The sequence below is a fragment of the Streptomyces sp. NPDC020192 genome, assembly GCF_044388685.1.
In the GTDB taxonomy this organism is placed as follows: Bacteria; Actinomycetota; Actinomycetes; order Streptomycetales; family Streptomycetaceae; genus Streptomyces.
On record NZ_JBIRXG010000011.1, the window covers coordinates 248,840 to 267,171 of the forward strand.

Genomic DNA, 18,332 nt, shown 5'->3' on the forward strand with positions numbered 1-18,332 from the left:
ATGGGGCAACGCGGCAGTGAACACCGTTGTCATATCCCCTGACCTGCGGAAACGTTCCGCGGGTCAGGGGTGCCGCAGGGTCGGCCGCCGGGTTCGGGCGCCGTGGTGCAGTTGCCAGCCCTGCCAGGCCGAGGTGATCATCTCGCGGACGTCGCGCCGGGCGTGCCAGCCGAGTTCCTTCGTGGCGAGTTCGGCGGAGGCGACCGCGCGTGGTGCGTCTCCGGGGCGGCGCGGTTCCACCACGGGTGGGCGGCGGTCCCCGGTGACCTCCCCGATGACCGTGATCAGCTCCCGCACCGAGACGCCCTCGCCCCGCCCGATGTTCAGCGTCAGGTCCCCGGCCAGGGTGCCGTCGGCCAGTCGGCGTGCCGCCGCGAGGTGGGCCTCGGCGAGGTCCACCACGTGGATGTAGTCACGGACGCAGGTGCCGTCCGGCGTCGGGTAGTCGTCGCCGAAGATCCGCGGGGCCTCGTCGCGGGTGAGCCGGTCGAAGACCATCGGCACGATGTTGAACACGCCCGTGTCCGCCAGCTCCGGCGCCGCCGCGCCCGCCACGTTGAAGTAGCGCAGGCACACCGTGGAGATGCCGTGCGCCTGTCCCGCCGCCCGCACCAGCCACTCCCCGGCCAGCTTGGTCTCGCCGTAGGGGTTCACCGGGGCGCACGGGGTGTCCTCGGTGATCAGGTCCACGTCCGGGTTGCCGTACACCGCCGCCGACGAGGAGAACAGCAGGCGGCCGATGCCCGCCGCGGCGACCGCGTCCAGCAGTGTGGCGAGGCCGCCCACGTTCTCGCGGTAGTAGCGGGTCGGCTCGGCCACCGACTCGGCGACCTGCTTGCGCGCCGCGAGATGGACGACGCCCGTGACGCCGTACTCCGCGAAGACCCGCCCCAGCAGCTCGCCGTCCAGCGTCGAGCCCCGTACCAGCGGCACCTCGGCGGGCAGCCGCTCCGGCACCGCGGCCGACAGGTCGTCCAGCGCCACGACGCTCTCTCCGGCGCCCGCCATGGCCCGTGCCACATGCGCCCCGATGTATCCGGCTCCGCCGGTGATCAGCCACGTCATGGTCGCCCAGCCTAGGCGGACCGAAGGTGTGTCCCGGTTGCCCGGGTCTGCGCCGACGGTTTGTGGGCCGGGCCCCGGATCCCCGATGATGATCGCGGCAAAGGCCGGGGCAGTCACCGTGGGCCGGGCCGTGAACGGCCGGTGAACACGGGTCCGGAACCATCGGATAGCCTCTGCCGACACCCGGGTGCCACAGGCAGGGCGCCCCACCACGCAAGCGACCGGCGCCCGCGCGCCGGCACCCAGGGAGTGAGTTCGGTTGTCGACCGCCATCGTCACCGGTCAGCCGGTGCCCGGATCGACCCTCGAGAACGATCTGCGGTCCCTCGGCTTCGACGTCCGGGCGGCGGAGGACGCCGCCACGGCCGAGACCCTGCTCGCCGCCGTCCCGGCCGGCGAGCGCGTCGCCCTGGTCGACGCCCGCTTCGTCGGCCACCCGCACGCCCTGCGCCTCGGCCTGACCGACCCGCGCTTCCCGCTCTCCGCCGTCCCCGGCGCCGTCACCGCCCAGCCCGCCGCCCGGCAGGCGCTGACCCGGGCCGTGGCCCGCGAGACCACCGCGGGCGGGGGTGGTACGGCCACGGCCCTCGCGGTCGACAGCCTCGCCGACCGCGTCGTCACCGCCCTCGACACCGACGGCGGCGAGGTGCACCGGCCCGAACTGGGCAGCCTGGTCGCCGCCGTGCCCGCCGACCCGCAGGCCCGTAACGAGGCCCGGCAGGCCGTCGCCGCCGTCGACGACGAGGCCGTACGCCTGAAGTCGGCCGTGAAATCCCGCGACGGCTTCTTCACCACGTTCTTCATCAGCCCCTACTCGCGCTATGTCGCCCGCTGGTGCGCCCGCCGGGGTCTCACCCCGAACCAGGTCACCACGGCCTCGCTGCTCACCGCCCTGATCGCGGCCGGCTGCGCGGCGACGGGCACGCGCGCGGGGTTCGTCGCGGCCGGCGTGCTGCTGATCGCGTCCTTCGTGCTCGACTGCACCGACGGCCAGCTCGCCCGGTACGCGCTGAAGTACTCCACGCTCGGCGCGTGGCTGGACGCCACCTTCGACCGGGCCAAGGAGTACGCCTACTACGCCGGCCTCGCGCTGGGCGCGGCCCGGGGCGGTGACGACGTATGGGCGCTCGCGCTCGGCGCGATGGTCCTGCAGACCTGCCGGCACGTGGTCGACTTCTCCTTCAACGAGGCCAACCACGACGCCACCGCCAACACCAGCCCCACCGCCGCACTCTCCGACCGGCTCGACAGCGTCGGCTGGACGGTGTGGGTGCGGCGGATGATCGTCCTGCCCATCGGCGAGCGCTGGGCGATGATCGCGGTCCTCACCGCGGCCACCACGCCCCGGATCACCTTCTACGCGCTGCTCGTCGGCTGCGCCTTCGCGGCGACGTACACCACCGCCGGCCGGGTGCTGCGGTCCCTGACCCGCAAGGCGCGGCGCACCGACCGGGCCGCCCGGGCGCTCGCGGACCTCGCGGACAGCGGGCCGCTCGCGGAAGGCCTCACCCGTGTCGCCCGCCGGGTGTCGCTGCGGGCCCCGGCGTACACCGCGCTGGTCGGCGGCGCCGTCGTCGCCCTCGCCGCCTGGCTCGCCCCGTACGGCAGCTGGTGGCCCGTCCTGGGCGCCGTCTTCTACGTCCTGCAGTCCCCGCTCGCCGTCGCCCGCCCCCTCAAGGGCGCCCTCGACTGGCTGGTCCCGCCCGTCTTCCGGGCCGCCGAGTACGGCACCGTCCTGATCCTCGCGAGCAAGGCGGGGGTGAACGGAGCCCTTCCCGCGGCTTTCGGGCTGGTGGCCGCCGTCGCCTACCATCACTACGACACGGTGTACCGCATCCGCGGCAACGCCGGAGCGCCGCCGGCCTGGCTGGTGCGCGTCATCGGGGGGCACGAGGGGCGGACGCTGCTCGTCACCGTCCTGGCAGCGGTCCTCACCGCTGCGCAGTTCACGCTCGCGCTCACGGTCCTCGCCGTGGCCGTGGCCCTCGTGGTGCTCGCCGAGAGCATCCGCTTCTGGGTGTCCGCAGGGGCACCCGCCGTACACGATGAAGGAGAACCCGCATGATCGGCCTCGTACTGGCGGCCGGCGCCGGACGGCGTCTGCGCCCCTACACCGACACCCTGCCCAAGGCGTTGGTGCCGGTGGGGCCCGCGGGTATAGAGGACTCGATCACGGTGCTCGACCTCACCCTCGGCAACTTCGCCGAGATCGGCCTGACCGAGGTCGCGATCATCGTCGGCTACCGCAAGGAGGCCGTGTACGAGCGCAAGGAGGCGCTGGAGACCAAGTACGGCCTCAAGCTCACCCTCATCGACAACGACAAGGCCGAGGAGTGGAACAACGCCTACTCCCTGTGGTGCGGCCGTGACGCCCTCAAGGACGGTGTGATCCTCGCCAACGGCGACACCGTCCACCCGGTCTCCGTCGAGAAGACGCTGCTCGCCGCCCGTGGCGAGGGCAAGAAGATCATCCTGGCCCTCGACACCGTGAAGTCCCTCGCGGACGAGGAGATGAAGGTCGTCGTCGACCCCGAGAAGGGCATGACGAAGATCACCAAGCTGATGGACCCCGCCGAGGCCACCGGCGAGTACATCGGCGTCACCCTGATCGAGGGCGACGCCGCCCCCGACCTGGCCGACGCGCTGAAGACGGTCTGGGAGACCGACCCGCAGCAGTTCTACGAGCACGGGTACCAGGAGCTGGTCAACCGCGGCTTCCGCATCGACGTGGCGCCGATCGGTGACGTCCAGTGGGTCGAGATCGACAACCACGACGACCTCGCCAAGGGCCGGGAGATCGCGTGCCGCTACTGACCCGGCTGATTCCCTCGCCGGTCGTCGTGGACATCCGCCCGGGTGCCCTGGACGACCTGGCCGGCGTCCTCGCCGACGAACGCATCGCGCAGTCCGGCCGGCTGGCCGTCGCCGTCAGCGGTGGCTCCGGCGCCAGGCTGCGCGAGCGCATCGCCCCCTCGCTGCCCGGCGCCACCTGGTACGAGGTCGGCGGCGGCACCCTCGACGACGCGATCCGGCTGGCCGGCGAGATGAAGTCCGGCCACTACGACGCCGTGGTCGGCCTCGGCGGCGGCAAGATCATCGACTGCGCCAAGTTCGCCTCGGCCCGGGTCGGCCTGCCCCTGGTCGCCGTGCCGACGAACCTCGCGCACGACGGTCTGTGCTCGCCGGTCGCCACCCTCGACAACGACGCCGGGCGCGGCTCCTACGGTGTGCCGAACCCGATCGCGGTCGTCATCGACCTGGACGTGATCCGCGAGGCCCCGGCCCGCTTCGTCCGGGCCGGCATCGGCGACGCGATCTCCAACATCAACGCGGTCGCCGACTGGGAGCTGTCGAACCGGGTCAACGGCGAGAAGATCGACGGTCTCGCCGCGGCCATGGCCCGCCAGGCCGGCGAGGCGGTCCTGCGCCACCCCGGCGGCATCGGCGACAACGACTTCCTCCAGGTGCTCGCCGAGGCCCTCGTCCTCAGCGGCATCTCGATGTCGATCTCCGGTGACTCCCGCCCGTCCTCCGGCTCCTGCCACGAGATCAACCACGCCTTCGACCTGCTGTTCCCCAAGCGCGCCGCTTCCCACGGCGAGCAGTGCGGGCTCGGCGCGGCCTTCGCGACGTATCTGCGCGGGGCCCACGAGGAGGCGGCCCACACGGCGGAGGTGCTGCGCCGGCACGGGCTTCCGGTGCTTCCGGAGGAGATCGGCTTCACCGTGGACGAGTTCGTCCGCGCCGTGGAGTTCGCGCCCGAGACCAGGCCCGGCCGCTACACGATCCTCGAACACCTCGCCCTCAAGCCGAACCAGATCAAGGACATCTACGCCGACTATGTCAAGGCCATCGGTAGCTGAACTCCGTCCGGTCGTCCACCCCGCCGGGGTGAAGGACCGGCGCAGCGGTGAGCACTGGATGGGACGCCTCTACATGCGCGAGGTGTCCCTGCGGGTCGACCGCTACCTGGTCAACACCAGGGTCACGCCCAACCAGCTCACGTACCTGATGACCGTCTTCGGCGTGCTCGCGGCCCCGGCCCTGCTGGTGCCGGGGATCCCGGGTGCCGTGCTCGGCGTGGTCTGCGTCCAGATGTACCTGCTGCTGGACTGCGTCGACGGCGAGATCGCGCGCTGGAAGAAGCAGTACTCGCTGAACGGCGTCTACCTGGACCGGGTCGGCGCCTACCTCACCGATGCCGCGGTGCTCGTCGGCTTCGGGCTGCGCGCCGCCGACCTGTGGGGCGGCGGCCGCATCGACTGGCTGTGGGCCTTCCTCGGCACGCTCGCCGCGCTCGGCGCCATCCTGATCAAGGCCGAGACCGACCTCGTCGGCGTCGCCCGTCACCAGGCGGGCAAGCCGCCGGTGCAGGAGGCCGCCGCCGAGATGCGCTCCTCCGGCATGGCGCTGGCCCGCAAGGCCGCCGCCATGCTGAAGTTCCACCGGCTGATCCTCGGCATCGAGGCGTCCCTGCTGATCCTGGTGCTGGCGATCGTCGACCAGGTCCGCGGCGACCTGTTCTTCTCCCGGCTGGGTGTCGCAGTCCTCGCCGGGATCGCCCTGCTGCAGACCCTGCTGCACCTGGTGTCCATCCTCGCCTCCAGCAGGCTGAAGTGAGTGCCATGAAGGTCGGCGCCGTCATCATCACGATGGGCAACCGGCCCGACGAGCTGCGGGCCCTCATCGACTCGGTCGCCAAGCAGGACGGCGACCCGGTCGAGGTGGTCGTCGTCGGCAACGGCTCGCCCGTCCCGGACGTCCCCGAGGGCGTCCGGACGATCGAGCTGCCCGAGAACCTGGGCATCCCCGGCGGCCGCAACGTCGGCATAGAGGCCTTCGGGCCCGGCGGCCGTGATGTCGACATATTGCTGTTCCTCGACGACGACGGCCTGCTCGCCCGGCACGACACCGCCCAGCTCGCCCGCGAGGCCCTCGCAGCCGACCCCGAGCTCGGCATCATCAGCTTCCGCATCGCCGACCCGGAGACCGGCCGGACCCAGCGCCGCCATGTGCCCCGGCTGCGGGCCTCCGACCCGATGCGCTCCTCGCGGGTCACCACCTTCCTCGGCGGCGCCAACGCCGTGCGCACCCGTGTCTTCGCCGAGGCCGGCACCCTGCCGGACGCGTTCTTCTACGCCCACGAGGAGACCGACCTGGCCTGGCGGGCCCTGGACGCCGGCTGGATGATCGACTACCGGTCGGACATGGTCCTGTACCACCCGACGACGGCGCCCTCGCGGCACGCGGTCTACCACCGCATGGTCGCCCGCAACCGCGTCTGGCTGGCCCGCCGCAACCTGCCCGCGCTGCTCGTCCCCGTCTACCTCGGCGTCTGGCTGTTGCTCACGCTGGCGCGCCGTCCGTCGGCCCCGGCCCTGAAGGCCTGGTTCGGTGGCTTCAAGGAGGGCTGGACGTCTCCGTGCGGCCCGCGCCGCCCCATGAAGTGGCGCACGGTGTGGCGGCTGACCCGGCTGGGCCGGCCTCCAGTGATCTGAGAAGCTTCTCTTACCTGAAGAGCAAGCTTCTTACCAAGAGATTCCGGATTCCCACTCGTGAGTCACACAACCCATGACGGCGGTGTCGCGGTGAACGCGATACCGTCGCCCGACGAGGGACTGACGGCCGCGCAGCTCGCCGCCAAGTACGGGCTCGCCGTCAGCGGCGCCCGTCCCTCGCTCGCCGAGTACGTCCGTCAGCTGTGGGGCAGGCGCCACTTCATCCTCGCCTTCTCCCAGGCGAAGCTGACGGCGCAGTACAGCCAGGCCAAGCTCGGCCAGCTGTGGCAGGTGGCCACCCCGCTGCTGAACGCGGGCGTGTACTACTTCATCTTCGGCGTCATCCTGCACGCGAGCCGCGGGCTGTCCCAGGACGTGTACATCCCGTTCCTGGTCACCGGCGTGTTCGTGTTCACCTTCACGCAGAGCTCGGTCATGTCCGGCGTCCGGGCGATCTCCGGCAACCTCGGCCTGGTACGCGCCCTGCACTTCCCGCGTGCCTCGCTGCCCGTCTCCTTCTCGCTCCAGCAGCTCCAGCAGCTGCTCTTCTCGATGATCGTGATGTTCATCGTGGCGATCGGGTTCGGCAGCTACCCGAGCCCGGCCTGGCTGCTGATCGTGCCGGTCCTGCTGCTGCAGTTCCTGTTCAACACCGGGCTCGCGCTGATCGTGGCCCGCATGGGCGCCAAGACGCCGGACCTCGCCCAGCTGATGCCGTTCGTCCTGCGCACCTGGATGTACACCTCCGGCGTGATGTTCTCCATCAGCAAGATGATGGAGGGCCGCTCCGAGCTGGCGGTCCGGCTGCTCCAGGTCAACCCGGCCGCCGTCTACATGGACCTGATGCGCTACGCGCTGATCGACGGCTACGGCGCCGCGAACCTGCCCCCGCACGTGTGGGCCATCGCGCTGTTCTGGGCCGTGGCCGTCTTCGCCGGCGGCTTCGTGTACTTCTGGCAGGCGGAGGAGAGGTACGGCCGTGGGTGAGCAGCTCACCGCACCGGGCACGGGCGAGCCCCGGCCCACCGTCATCGCCGACGGCCTGCACATCGTCTACCGCGTCAACGGCGCCAGGACCGGCAAGGGCAGCGCCACGGCGGCGCTGAGCAGGATTCTGCGGCGAGGCAAGGACGACGCGGCGCGGGGCGTGCGCAAGGTGCACGCCGTGCGCGGGGTGTCCTTCGTCGCCTACCGGGGCGAGGCCATCGGCCTGATCGGCTCCAACGGCTCCGGCAAGTCGACCCTGCTGCGCGCCATCGCCGGTCTGCTCCCCGCCGAGCGCGGCAGGGTCTACACCGACGGCCAGCCCTCGCTGCTGGGCGTCAATGCGGCCCTGATGAACGACCTCACCGGCGAGCGCAACGTCATCCTGGGCGGTCTCGCCATGGGCATGCCCCGCGAGCAGATCAAGGAGCGCTACCAGGAGATCGTCGACTTCTCCGGCATCAACGAGAAGGGCGACTTCATCACCCTGCCGATGCGGACGTACTCCTCCGGCATGGCGGCGCGGCTGCGCTTCTCCATCGCCGCCGCCAAGGACCACGACGTCCTCATGATCGACGAGGCCCTCGCCACAGGTGACCGGGGGTTCCAGAAGCGTTCCGAGGAGCGCATCCGGGAGCTGCGCAAGGAGGCCGGAACGGTCTTTCTGGTCAGCCACAACAACAAGTCCATCCGCGACACCTGCGACCGCGTCCTGTGGCTGGAACGCGGTGAGTTGCGGATGGACGGGCCGACCGAAGAGGTGCTCAGGGAGTACGAGAAGTTCACGGGGAAGTAGCCTGTTTTCGGCCAGGGGCTCCGCCGGTATCGGTCCGGCCGGGCCCCGCGCCGCAAAGGAAACGTCAACTCCGGCTGGGGCAAGGAATCTTGACGCCAATCGGTGTGTTGTTGTGATGCGCAGGACACCCCGACGGACCTCCATGCGTTGTACAACGTAAGCTGTACGGGTGCCGGAAAGCGGCAAGTGGGGCGATAATGCGCGACATCCTGCGCCAGGGCGGCCCGCGGACAGCCGGGCGGCGTGTCCGAAATAGTGTGTATTGGGTCGGCAGTGTAGAACGGGAGATGTGACGGCAATGGCTACGGAGACTCCCCAGCTCAACGCAGCATGTGCCGTCCCCGCCCCGGGCAGCGAACGATGACGGCCACCGAGACGGCGCCGGAACCGGAACGCGCCACCCTGGACAAGGCTGCGAGCGAGAACTTCCCCGTGGCCCCCTTCTTCCTGCCCCGTGCCTGGCGCGACGACCTCATGGCCGTATACGGCTTCGCCCGCCTCGTGGACGACATCGGCGACGGCGACCTCGCCCCCGGCGGTGCCGACGCCCGGCTGCTCGGCGTGTCGGCCGCCGACGCCGAGGACCGCCTGGTCCTGCTCGACGCCTTCGAGGCGGACCTGCGCCGGGTCTTCGAGGGCACCCCGCTCCACCCGCTGCTGCGTCGCCTCCAGCCCACCGTCCGCCGCCGCGGCCTGACCCCCGAGCCGTTCCTCGGCCTGATCGCCGCCAACCGCCAGGACCAGCTCGTCACCCGGTACGAGTCCTACGACGACCTCCTCGCCTACTGCGAACTGTCCGCCAACCCCGTCGGTCGCCTCGTTCTCGGCGTCACCGGCACCTCGACGCCCGAGCGGGTCCGCCTCTCCGACGCCATCTGCACCGCCCTGCAGATCGTCGAGCACCTCCAGGACGTCACCGAGGACCTCGGCCGGGACCGGATCTACCTCCCGGCCGAGGACATGAAGCGCTTTCACGTCCAGGAAGCGGATCTTGGCGAGAAAACCGGGGGCGCATCGGTGCGCGCCCTGGTTGCATACGAAGCACAACGCGCCCGCGATCTGCTGAATGAAGGCGCCCCCCTGGTGGGTAGCGTCCACGGCAGGTTGAAGCTGCTGCTCGCAGGGTTCGTGGCGGGGGGAAGGGCGGCGATCCACGCGATCGCCGCCGCCGAATACGACGTACTTCCCGGCCCGCCCAAACCTGGCAAGGTCCAGCTGCTGCGTGAGGCGGGCGTGATCCTGCGAGGAGAGGGGTGATCCGCACCGTGGAGTCTCCGTCGCGCGTGTCCGCGCCGGTACTCGCCGCCTACAGCTACTGCGAGGCCGTCACCGGGCAGCAGGCCCGCAACTTCGCGTACGGCATCCGGCTGCTGCCCACGCCCAAGCGCCGCGCCATGTCGGCGCTGTACGCGTTTTCCCGGCGCGTGGACGACATCGGCGACGGCGACCTGCCCGGCGAGACCAAGCTGACCCGCCTTCAGGACACCAGGGCGCTCCTTGCCCGGGTCCGCGACGGCGAGGTCGCGGAGGACGACACCGACCCGGTGGCCGTCGCCCTCGACCACGCCGCCCGCGCCTTCCCGATCCCGCTCGGCGGCCTGGACGAGCTGATCGACGGCGTCGACATGGACGTACGCGGGGAGACCTACGAGACCTGGGACGACCTGAAGGTCTACTGCCGCTGTGTCGCCGGCGCCGTCGGCCGGATCTCGCTCGGCGTGTTCGGCACCGAACCGGGAGCGCGCGGCGCCGAACGCGCCTCCGAGTACGCCGACACGCTCGGCCTCGCCCTGCAGCTCACCAACATCCTCAGAGACGTCCGCGAGGACGCCCAGAACGGCCGTACCTATCTGCCCGCCGACGACCTGGCCAAGTTCGGCTGCTCGGCCGGGTTCGACGGGCCGAGCCCACCGGAGGGCTCCGACTTCGCGGGCCTCGTGCACTTCGAGGTGCGACGGGCCCGCGCCCTTTTCGCCGAGGGCTACCGGCTGCTCCCCATGCTCGACCGGCGCAGCGGCGCCTGCGTGGCCGCCATGGCCGGCATCTACCGCCGGCTGCTGGACCGGATCGAGCGCGACCCCGAGGCCGTGCTGCGCGGCCGCGTCTCGCTGCCCGGCCGCGAGAAGGCCTACGTCGCCGTGCGCGGTCTGTCCGGGCTCGACACCCGGCACGTGACCCGCCATGTCGCGCCGCGCTCCGTCAGGAGGCGCGCCTGATGGACCTCACCGAACCAGGAGACACGCCGCAGGCAACCCTCTGCTCCGGCGTGGCGTCCCTGACTGCGACGGCGGAGCGTGCACCGTTCACTCTGTACACCGAGCCGGTCTGCAGCGCCCCAAAGGGGCGCGGGGAACTGCGCGATCAGCCACGACGCGTCCGCGGAGGCCTGACGGCCCATCACGGCACCCCCCGCGGAGCGTTCGCAGGGAAGGACGCACGATGAGCGACGGCTCGCGCCCCGCACAGGCGCACGCTGACCCCGCGGGAGGCGAGGCCGCGGCAGGCCGCAGCGCCGTCGTGGTCGGCGGCGGGCTCGCCGGCATCACCGCCGCGCTCGCGCTCGCGGACGCGGGTGTCCGCGTCACCCTGCTCGACGGCAGGCCCAGGCTGGGCGGCCTCGCCTTCTCCTTCCAGCGCGGCGAACTGACCGTCGACAACGGCCAGCACGTGTACCTGCGCTGCTGCACCGCCTACCGCTGGTTCCTGGACCGGATCCAGGGCACGGCGCTGGCACCGCTGCAGGACCGCCTGGACGTCCCCGTCGTCGACGTCGCCAGACCCGAGGGCAGGCGGCTCGGCCGGCTGCGGCGCGACGCGCTGCCCGTCCCCCTCCACCTGGGGCGCAGCCTCGCCACGTATCCGCATCTGTCGCTGGCCGAGCGTGCCGCGGTCGGGCGGGCCGCGCTCGCGCTCAAGGGGCTCGACCTCGCCGATCCGACCCTGGACACGCAGGACTTCGGCAGCTGGCTGGCCGCGCACGGCCAGTCGGCGCGCGCCGTGGAAGCCCTGTGGGACCTGGTCGGGGTCGCCACCCTCAACGCGGTCGCGGGCGACGCCTCGCTGGGGCTCGCCGCGATGGTGTTCAAGACCGGTCTGCTGTCCGACCCGGGCGCCGCCGACATCGGCTGGGCCCACGTCCCGCTGGGCGAACTGCACGACCGGCTGGCCCGCAAGGCGCTCGACTCCGCGGGCGTCCGTACCGAGGTCCGTACACGCGTCACCTCCGTCTCTACCAACGAGAACGGGAGCTGGAGCGTTCAGGTTCCCGGCGAGACGATCCAGGCCGACGCCGTCGTCCTCGCCGTACCCCAGCGCGAGGCGCACGACCTGCTGCCGCCCGGCGCCCTCGACGCCCCCGAGCGGCTGCTCGAGATCGGTACGGCCCCCATCCTCAACGTGCACGTCGTCTACGACCGCACGGTGCTCGCCCGGCCCTTCTTCGCCGCCCTCGGCACCCCCGTACAGTGGGTCTTCGACCGCACGGACGCCTCCGGGCTCGCCGGGGGGCAGTATCTGGCACTGTCGCAGTCGGCCGCACAGGACGAGATCGACCTGCCGGTCGCCGAACTCCGTGAACGCTATCTGCCCGAGCTCCAGCGGCTCATCCCGGGCACGCGCGGCGCGGTGGTGCGGGACTTCTTCGTGACCCGGGAGCGCACGGCGACGTTCGCCCCCACCCCCGGCGTCGGGCGGCTGCGGCCCGGCGCCCGCACCAATGCCCCCGGCCTGTACCTGGCCGGAGCGTGGACCGCCACCGGGTGGCCCGCGACCATGGAGAGTGCGGTCCGCAGTGGAGTGAGCGCGGCCGACGCCGCGCTCGGCGCCCTGGGCCGGCCCCGCCCCCGCCGTCTCTTCGCGTTCGAGGAGGCGGCCTGATGCTCGATCAGCACACGGCGGGCCCCCGCACCCCCGGCACCGCAACAAGAGGAGAGACTGTGCCCACTGTGCCCCCGGCCTCGACACCCGCTCGGAGGACCGCGGTGGACGTGACCGCGCTGCTGGAGCGCGGCCGGACCCTGGCCACACCGGTCCTGCGTACGGCCGTCGACCGCCTGGCGCCGCCCATGGACACCGTCGCCGCCTACCACTTCGGCTGGATCGACGCGGCCGGCAACCCTGCCGACGGAGACGGCGGCAAGGCCGTACGGCCCGCCCTCGCCGTGCTCTCCGCCGAGGTCACCGGCGCGGCGCCCGAGGTGGGCATCCCGGGGGCCGTCGCCGTCGAACTCGTCCACAACTTCTCGCTGCTGCACGACGACCTGATGGACGGCGACGAGCAGCGCCGGCACCGCGACACCGTCTGGAAGGTGCACGGCCCCGCCCAGGCCATCCTGGTCGGCGACGCCCTGTTCGCCCTCGCCAACGAGATCCTGCTGGAGCTCGGCACCGTCGACGCCGGCCGCGCCACCCGCCGGCTGACCGCCGCCACCCGCGCCCTGATCGACGGTCAGGCGCAGGACATCTCCTACGAGCACCGCGACCGCGTCAGCGTCGAGGAGTGCCTGGAGATGGAGGGCAACAAGACCGGCGCGCTGCTCGCCTGCGCCTCCTCCATCGGCGCCCTCCTCGGCGGCGCGGACGACAGGACCGCCGACGCGCTGGAGAAGTACGGCTACCACCTCGGCCTCGCCTTCCAGGCCGTCGACGACCTGCTCGGCATCTGGGGCGACCCGGAGGCCACCGGCAAGCAGACCTGGAGCGATCTGCGCCAGCGCAAGAAGTCCCTGCCGGTCGTCGCCGCCCTCGCGGCCGGCGGCGCCGCCTCCGAGCAGCTCGGCGAGATGCTCGCCGCGGACGCCAAGAGCAGCGAGTTCGAGAACTTCTCCGAGGAGGAGTTCGCCGCCCGCGCGGCCCTGATCGAGGAGGCCGGCGGCCGCGACTGGACGGCCGACGAAGCGCGCCGCCAGCACACCATCGCCATCGGAGCCCTCGACGCCGTCGACATGCCCGGCCGGGTCCGGGACGCCTTCGCGGCACTCGCCGACTTCGTCGTCGTACGAAAGAGATGATCACTATCGGCCGAACACGCCTCGCGTAGTCGCCGGCCGGTGTCACATGATCGCGTCAGGACACCGGCCGACGGCGGACCCACAGCAGCACGACTCGCACGACTGCACGAAGGGGAAGCCATGACAGCGACGACCGACGGAAGCACCGGGGCGACCTCGCAGCCTCACGCGGCCGCGGCCAGCGACACCACTCTCACCACCCCCGAGGCGGCCGGGGTGCGCGACGCCGCCGCACGCGCCGCCCGGCGCGCCACCGACTTCCTGCTGTCGCGGCAGGACGACCAGGGCTGGTGGAAGGGCGACCTGGAGACCAACGTCACCATGGACGCCGAAGACCTGCTGCTCCGTCAGTTCCTGGGCATCCGCGACGAGAAGACCACCCAGGCCGCCGCGAAGTTCATCCGCGGCGAGCAGCTCGAGGACGGCACCTGGGCCACCTTCTACGGCGGGCCCGGCGAACTGTCCACCACCGTCGAGGCGTACGTCGCCCTCCGGTTGGCCGGCGACGCGCCCGACGCACCTCATATGGCGAAGGCGTCCGCCTGGATCCGCGAGCGCGGCGGGATCGCCGCCTCCCGTGTCTTCACCCGGATCTGGCTCGCCCTGTTCGGCTGGTGGAAGTGGGAGGACCTGCCCGAACTCCCGCCGGAACTCCTCTACTTCCCCACCTGGTTCCCGCTCAACATCTACAACTTCGGGTGCTGGGCGCGACAGACCATCGTGCCGCTCACCGTCGTCTCCGCCAAGCGCCCGGTGCGCCCCGCGCCCTTCGCGCTGGACGAGCTGCACACCGACCCGGCGAACCCCAACCCGCCGCAGCCGCTCGCCCCGGTGACGAGCTGGGACGGGCTCTTCCAGCGGCTCGACAAGGTGGTCCGCGGCTATCGCAGGGTCGCCGTGCGCCGGCTGCGCAGGGCCGCGATGAACTCCGCGGCCCGCTGGATCGTCGAGCGGCAGGAGAACGACGGCTGCTGGGGCGGCATCCAGCCCCCGGCCGTGTACTCGGTCATCGCCCTGCACCTGCTCGGCTACGACCTGGACCATCCGGTCCTGCGCGAGGGCCTCGCCTCGCTGGACCGTTTCGCCGTGTGGCGCGAGGACGGCGCCCGGATGATCGAGGCCTGCCAGTCCCCGGTGTGGGACACCTGCCTCGCCACCATCGCGCTGGTCGACGCGGGGCTGCCCGCCGACCACCCGCAACTGGTCAAGGCGGCCGACTGGATGCTCGGCGAGGAGATCGTCCGGCCCGGCGACTGGGCCGTACGGCGACCTCAACTTCCGCCGGGCGGCTGGGCGTTCGAGTTCCACAACGACAACTACCCCGACATCGACGACACCGCCGAGGTCGTGCTCGCGCTGCGCCGGGTCCGGCACCACGACCCCGAGCGGATGGACAAGGCCATCGGGCGCGCGGTGCGCTGGAACCTCGGGATGCAGTCGAAGAACGGGGCCTGGGGCGCCTTCGACGTCGACAACACCAGCCCGTTCCCCAACCGGCTGCCGTTCTGCGACTTCGGCGAGGTGATCGACCCGCCGTCGGCGGACGTCACCGCGCACGTCGTGGAGATGCTCGCCGCCGAGGGCCTCGCCCACGACCCGCGCACCCGGCGCGGCATCGACTGGCTGCTCGCCGAACAGGAGCCGGACGGCTCGTGGTTCGGCCGCTGGGGCGTCAACTACGTCTACGGCACCGGGTCGGTGGTCCCCGCGCTGACCGCGGCCGGACTGCCCGGATCGCACCCGGCGATCCGGCGGGCCGTAGCCTGGCTGGAGCGCGTCCAGAACGACGACGGCGGCTGGGGCGAGGACCTGCGCTCCTACAAGTACGCCAAGGAGTGGAGCGGCCGTGGCGCTTCCACCGCCTCGCAGACCGCGTGGGCGCTGATGGCGCTGCTCGCGGCGGGGGAGCAGGACTCCAAGGCCGTCGAGCGCGGCATCCGGTGGCTGGCTGACACCCAGCGCGAGGACGGCAGCTGGGACGAGCCGTACTTCACCGGCACCGGCTTCCCCTGGGACTTCTCCATCAACTACCACCTGTACCGGCAGGTCTTCCCGCTCACCGCGCTCGGCCGCTACCTGCACGGCGACCCCTTCGAGCGCCGGCTGCTCGCCAGGACGCCTCGTCCCGGGGCCAGGACGCCGCACGCCGAGGCCAGGGTGAACTGAGGTGAACGCCCAGCCCGCCCCGGCCCCGCTGCTGATCGCCTGCGCGCTCGGCATCGAGCAGCTCGCCCTGCGCACGGGCGACAGGAGCGGCGCGGGCGGGCCGTACTCCGTCGTCCGTACGGGCATGGGCCCGAAGGCGGCGGAACGCTCCGTCACCCGGCAGCTCGCCGTGCCGGCACTCGCTGACGCGGCCGTGCTGGCCACCGGGTTCTGCGCCGGGCTCGCCCCCGGCATGCACCCCGGCGATCTGGTGGTCGCCGAGGAGACCCGGGACCCGCGCGGCACCGTCGCCTGCGTGGCGACCGAGCTGCTGGTCAAGGAACTCGTGCGGCTGCTGCCCGGACGCACGGTCCACACCGGGCCGCTCACCGGCTCCGACCACGTCGTACGCGGCACCGAGCGCGCGCAGCTGCTCGCGACCGGCGCGATCGCGGTCGACATGGAGTCGGCCGCCACGCTGCTGAGCGCCGTCCAGGCCGGCGAACGCCCGGTTGCGGCCGTCCGGGTGGTCGTGGACGCTCCAGAACATGAACTCGTCCGGATCGGCACGGTACGCGGTGGAATATCAGCCTTCCGCGTTCTTCGTTCCGTACTTCCCGCGTTTTTTGAATGGCACCGTTCTTTGTTGCTCCCCCGGAGGTGAGCCAGATGGTCATGCCGTTGCGTCAGACCCTCAAGGTCGCTACATATCTGCTGGAACAGAAGGTCAGGAAGCGGGAGAAGTTCGCCCTGCTGGTCGAGTTGGAGCCGCTGTTCGCGTGCAACCTCAAGTGCGAGGGCTGCGGCAAGATCCAGCACCCGGCGGGCGTGCTCAAGCAGCGCATGCCCGTGGCGCAGGCCGTCGGCGCGGTCCTGGAGTCGGGTGCGCCGATGGTGTCGATCGCCGGCGGCGAACCCCTGATGCATCCTCAGATCGACGAGATCGTACGGCAGTTGGTGGCACGGAAGAAGTTCGTCTTCCTCTGCACCAACGCGCTGCTGATGCGCAAGAAGATGGACAAGTTCAAGCCGTCGCCCTATTTCGCGTGGGCCGTGCACATCGACGGGCTGCGTGAGCGGCATGACGCCTCGGTCGCGAAGGAGGGCACCTTCGACGAGGCGGTGGAGGCCATCAAGGAGGCCAAGCGGCGCGGCTTCCGGGTGACCACCAACTCCACCTTCTTCAACACCGACACCCCGCAGACCGTCGTCGAGGTGCTCAACTTCCTCAACGACGACCTGAAGGTCGACGAGATGATGCTCTCGCCCGCCTACGCCTACGAGAAGGCCCCCGACCAGGACCACTTCCTCGGCGTCCAGCAGACCCGGGAACTGTTCAAGAAGGCCTTCTCGGGCGGCAACCGCGCCAAGTGGCGGCTCAACCAGAGCCCGCTCTTCCTGGACTTCCTCGAGGGCAAGGTCGACTTCCCGTGCACCGCGTGGGCGATCCCGAGCTACTCGCTGTTCGGCTGGCAGAAGCCCTGCTACCTGATGAGCGACGGTTACGTGGCCACGTACCGGCAACTGCTGGAGGAGACCGACTGGGACAAGTACGGCCGCGGCAAGGACCCGCGCTGCGACAACTGCATGGCGCACTGCGGCTACGAGCCCACCGCCGTGCTCGCCACCGTCGGCTCCCTGAAGGAGTCGCTGCGGGCCATGCGCGAGACCGTCTCCGGAAACCGGGAGTGACGCCGTGACCGCCGTTCCCTTGGGCGTTCCCGAGGTACCGGCCCGGCCGGTCGCGCCGCGGCGCACGTCGCGGCAGATCCACGTCGGGCCGGTGGCGGTCGGGGGCGGTGCCCCGGTGTCGGTGCAGTCGATGACGACGACCCGTACGTCGGACATCGGCGCCACCCTGCAGCAGATCGCGGAACTCACCGCGTCCGGCTGTCAGATAGTCCGCGTCGCCTGCCCCACGCAGGACGACGCGGACGCCCTCGCCACGATCGCGAGGAAGTCGCAGATCCCGGTGATCGCGGACATCCACTTCCAGCCCAAGTACGTGTTCGCGGCGATCGAGGCCGGCTGTGCGGCCGTGCGCGTCAACCCGGGCAACATCAAGAAGTTCGACGACCAGGTGCGGGAGATCGCGCGCGTCGCCAAGGACCACGGCACGCCGATCCGGATCGGGGTCAACGCCGGTTCCCTGGACCGCCGTCTGCTCCAGAAGTACGGCAGGGCGACCCCGGAGGCGCTGGTCGAGAGCGCGCTGTGGGAGGCGTCGCTGTTCGAGGAGCACGACTTCCGGGACATCAAGATCTCGGTGAAGCACAACGACCCGGTCGTGATGATCGAGGCCTACCGGCAGCTCGCCGAACAGTGCGACTACCCCCTGCACCTGGGCGTCACGGAGGCCGGTCCGGCGTTCCAGGGCACGATCAAGTCGGCCGTCGCCTTCGGGGCGTTGCTGGCGCGGGGCATCGGCGACACCATCCGGGTCTCGCTGAGCGCGCCGCCGGTCGAGGAGGTCAAGGTCGGCATCCAGATCCTGCAGTCCCTGGGCTTGCGGGAGCGGCGCCTGGAGATCGTCTCCTGTCCGTCGTGCGGGCGGGCCCAGGTCGATGTGTACAAGCTCGCCGAGGAGGTCACGGCGGGACTGGACGGCATGGAGGTGCCGCTCCGGGTCGCGGTGATGGGGTGTGTGGTCAACGGTCCCGGCGAGGCCCGTGAGGCCGACCTCGGGGTTGCCTCGGGCAACGGAAAGGGCCAGATCTTCGTCAAGGGCGAGGTCGTCAAGACCGTCCCCGAGTCGAAGATCGTGGAGACCCTCATCGAGGAGGCCATGAAGCTCGCCGAGCGGACGAGCCCCGCAGACCAGTCGAATTGAGGCAA

General features: G+C 71.4%; 17 protein-coding genes. 16 read left to right on the forward strand and 1 reads right to left on the reverse strand.

Going from position 1 to position 18,332, the window contains the following annotated elements; translation table 11 throughout:
* Nucleotides 1-63: 63 nt before the first annotated feature.
* A complete protein-coding gene (galE, locus tag ACH47Z_RS22525) occupies nucleotides 64-1,065 on the reverse strand; it encodes a UDP-glucose 4-epimerase GalE (protein WP_399076287.1) in 1,002 nt (333 codons plus the stop codon).
* A gap of 259 nt (nucleotides 1,066-1,324) precedes the next feature.
* Here galE and ACH47Z_RS22530 point away from each other — a divergent pair, with 259 nt between their 5' ends.
* From ACH47Z_RS22530 to ispG, 16 genes are all read left to right on the forward strand, one after another.
* On the forward strand, nucleotides 1,325-3,130 hold the full coding sequence (locus ACH47Z_RS22530) for a DUF5941 domain-containing protein (protein WP_399076289.1): 1,806 nt from the start codon (nucleotides 1,325-1,327) through the stop codon (nucleotides 3,128-3,130).
* Nucleotides 3,127-3,879 carry a sugar phosphate nucleotidyltransferase gene (locus tag ACH47Z_RS22535; protein ID WP_399076290.1) on the forward strand — a complete coding sequence of 251 codons (753 nt, stop codon included), beginning with the start codon at nucleotides 3,127-3,129 and terminating at the stop codon, nucleotides 3,877-3,879. Before ACH47Z_RS22530 ends, ACH47Z_RS22535 begins: the two co-directional genes overlap by 4 nt.
* Entirely contained in the window at nucleotides 3,867-4,928 is a 1,062-nt protein-coding gene (locus ACH47Z_RS22540) for an iron-containing alcohol dehydrogenase family protein (RefSeq protein WP_399076292.1), read from the forward strand. Before ACH47Z_RS22535 ends, ACH47Z_RS22540 begins: the two co-directional genes overlap by 13 nt.
* Nucleotides 4,906-5,685, forward strand: a complete 780-nt coding sequence (locus ACH47Z_RS22545; protein ID WP_399076294.1) for a CDP-alcohol phosphatidyltransferase family protein — start codon at nucleotides 4,906-4,908, stop codon at nucleotides 5,683-5,685. The genes ACH47Z_RS22540 and ACH47Z_RS22545 overlap by 23 nt, the downstream gene beginning before the upstream one ends.
* 5 nt (nucleotides 5,686-5,690) lie before the next feature.
* Nucleotides 5,691-6,563 (forward strand): glycosyltransferase family 2 protein, encoded by an 873-nt coding sequence (locus ACH47Z_RS22550; RefSeq protein ID WP_399076454.1) that lies wholly within the window; start codon nucleotides 5,691-5,693, stop codon nucleotides 6,561-6,563.
* A gap of 57 nt (nucleotides 6,564-6,620) precedes the next feature.
* Nucleotides 6,621-7,550, forward strand: a complete 930-nt coding sequence (locus ACH47Z_RS22555; RefSeq protein WP_399076296.1) for an ABC transporter permease — start codon at nucleotides 6,621-6,623, stop codon at nucleotides 7,548-7,550.
* Nucleotides 7,543-8,343 (forward strand): ABC transporter ATP-binding protein, encoded by an 801-nt coding sequence (locus ACH47Z_RS22560; RefSeq protein WP_399076298.1) that lies wholly within the window; start codon nucleotides 7,543-7,545, stop codon nucleotides 8,341-8,343. Before ACH47Z_RS22555 ends, ACH47Z_RS22560 begins: the two co-directional genes overlap by 8 nt.
* Before the next feature lie 360 nt (nucleotides 8,344-8,703).
* Nucleotides 8,704-9,600: a squalene synthase HpnC gene (hpnC, locus tag ACH47Z_RS22565; protein WP_399076300.1), complete on the forward strand. Its 897-nt coding sequence runs from the start codon at nucleotides 8,704-8,706 to the stop codon at nucleotides 9,598-9,600.
* Nucleotides 9,597-10,559, forward strand: a complete 963-nt coding sequence (gene hpnD / locus ACH47Z_RS22570) for a presqualene diphosphate synthase HpnD (RefSeq protein ID WP_399076301.1) — start codon at nucleotides 9,597-9,599, stop codon at nucleotides 10,557-10,559. Before hpnC ends, hpnD begins: the two co-directional genes overlap by 4 nt.
* Nucleotides 10,559-10,786: a DUF6380 family protein gene (locus tag ACH47Z_RS22575; protein WP_399076303.1), complete on the forward strand. Its 228-nt coding sequence runs from the start codon at nucleotides 10,559-10,561 to the stop codon at nucleotides 10,784-10,786. The genes hpnD and ACH47Z_RS22575 overlap by 1 nt, the downstream gene beginning before the upstream one ends.
* Complete coding sequence (gene hpnE, locus ACH47Z_RS22580; RefSeq protein WP_399076306.1) at nucleotides 10,783-12,219, forward strand: hydroxysqualene dehydroxylase HpnE; 1,437 nt, start codon at nucleotides 10,783-10,785, stop codon at nucleotides 12,217-12,219. Before ACH47Z_RS22575 ends, hpnE begins: the two co-directional genes overlap by 4 nt.
* 68 nt (nucleotides 12,220-12,287) lie before the next feature.
* Nucleotides 12,288-13,352 (forward strand): polyprenyl synthetase family protein, encoded by a 1,065-nt coding sequence (locus ACH47Z_RS22585; protein WP_399076456.1) that lies wholly within the window; start codon nucleotides 12,288-12,290, stop codon nucleotides 13,350-13,352.
* Nucleotides 13,353-13,472: 120 nt separating this feature from the next.
* Entirely contained in the window at nucleotides 13,473-15,518 is a 2,046-nt protein-coding gene (gene shc / locus ACH47Z_RS22590; RefSeq protein ID WP_399076308.1) for a squalene--hopene cyclase, read from the forward strand.
* Between the two features lies 1 nt (nucleotide 15,519).
* A complete protein-coding gene (locus ACH47Z_RS22595) occupies nucleotides 15,520-16,161 on the forward strand; it encodes a 1-hydroxy-2-methyl-2-butenyl 4-diphosphate reductase (RefSeq protein ID WP_399076310.1) in 642 nt (213 codons plus the stop codon).
* 5 nt (nucleotides 16,162-16,166) lie between these two features.
* Nucleotides 16,167-17,189, forward strand: coding sequence for an adenosyl-hopene transferase HpnH (gene hpnH, locus ACH47Z_RS22600; RefSeq protein WP_399076312.1), 1,023 nt, complete (start codon nucleotides 16,167-16,169; stop codon nucleotides 17,187-17,189).
* 4 nt (nucleotides 17,190-17,193) lie between these two features.
* Entirely contained in the window at nucleotides 17,194-18,327 is a 1,134-nt protein-coding gene (gene ispG / locus ACH47Z_RS22605; RefSeq protein ID WP_399076314.1) for a flavodoxin-dependent (E)-4-hydroxy-3-methylbut-2-enyl-diphosphate synthase, read from the forward strand.
* Nucleotides 18,328-18,332 lie beyond the last annotated feature (5 nt).

Coding starts and splice junctions, on each gene's coding strand:
- galE (WP_399076287.1), bottom strand. CDS start 1,065: ATGACGTGGCTGATCACCGGCGGAGCCGGATACATCGGGGCGCATGTG.
- ACH47Z_RS22535 (WP_399076290.1), top strand. CDS start 3,127: ATGATCGGCCTCGTACTGGCGGCCGGCGCCGGACGGCGTCTGCGCCCC.
- ACH47Z_RS22545 (WP_399076294.1), top strand. CDS start 4,906: ATGTCAAGGCCATCGGTAGCTGAACTCCGTCCGGTCGTCCACCCCGCC.
- ACH47Z_RS22550 (WP_399076454.1), top strand. CDS start 5,691: ATGAAGGTCGGCGCCGTCATCATCACGATGGGCAACCGGCCCGACGAG.
- hpnC (WP_399076300.1), top strand. CDS start 8,704: ATGACGGCCACCGAGACGGCGCCGGAACCGGAACGCGCCACCCTGGAC.
- ACH47Z_RS22575 (WP_399076303.1), top strand. CDS start 10,559: ATGGACCTCACCGAACCAGGAGACACGCCGCAGGCAACCCTCTGCTCC.
- hpnE (WP_399076306.1), top strand. CDS start 10,783: ATGAGCGACGGCTCGCGCCCCGCACAGGCGCACGCTGACCCCGCGGGA.
- shc (WP_399076308.1), top strand. CDS start 13,473: ATGACAGCGACGACCGACGGAAGCACCGGGGCGACCTCGCAGCCTCAC.
- hpnH (WP_399076312.1), top strand. CDS start 16,167: ATGGTCATGCCGTTGCGTCAGACCCTCAAGGTCGCTACATATCTGCTG.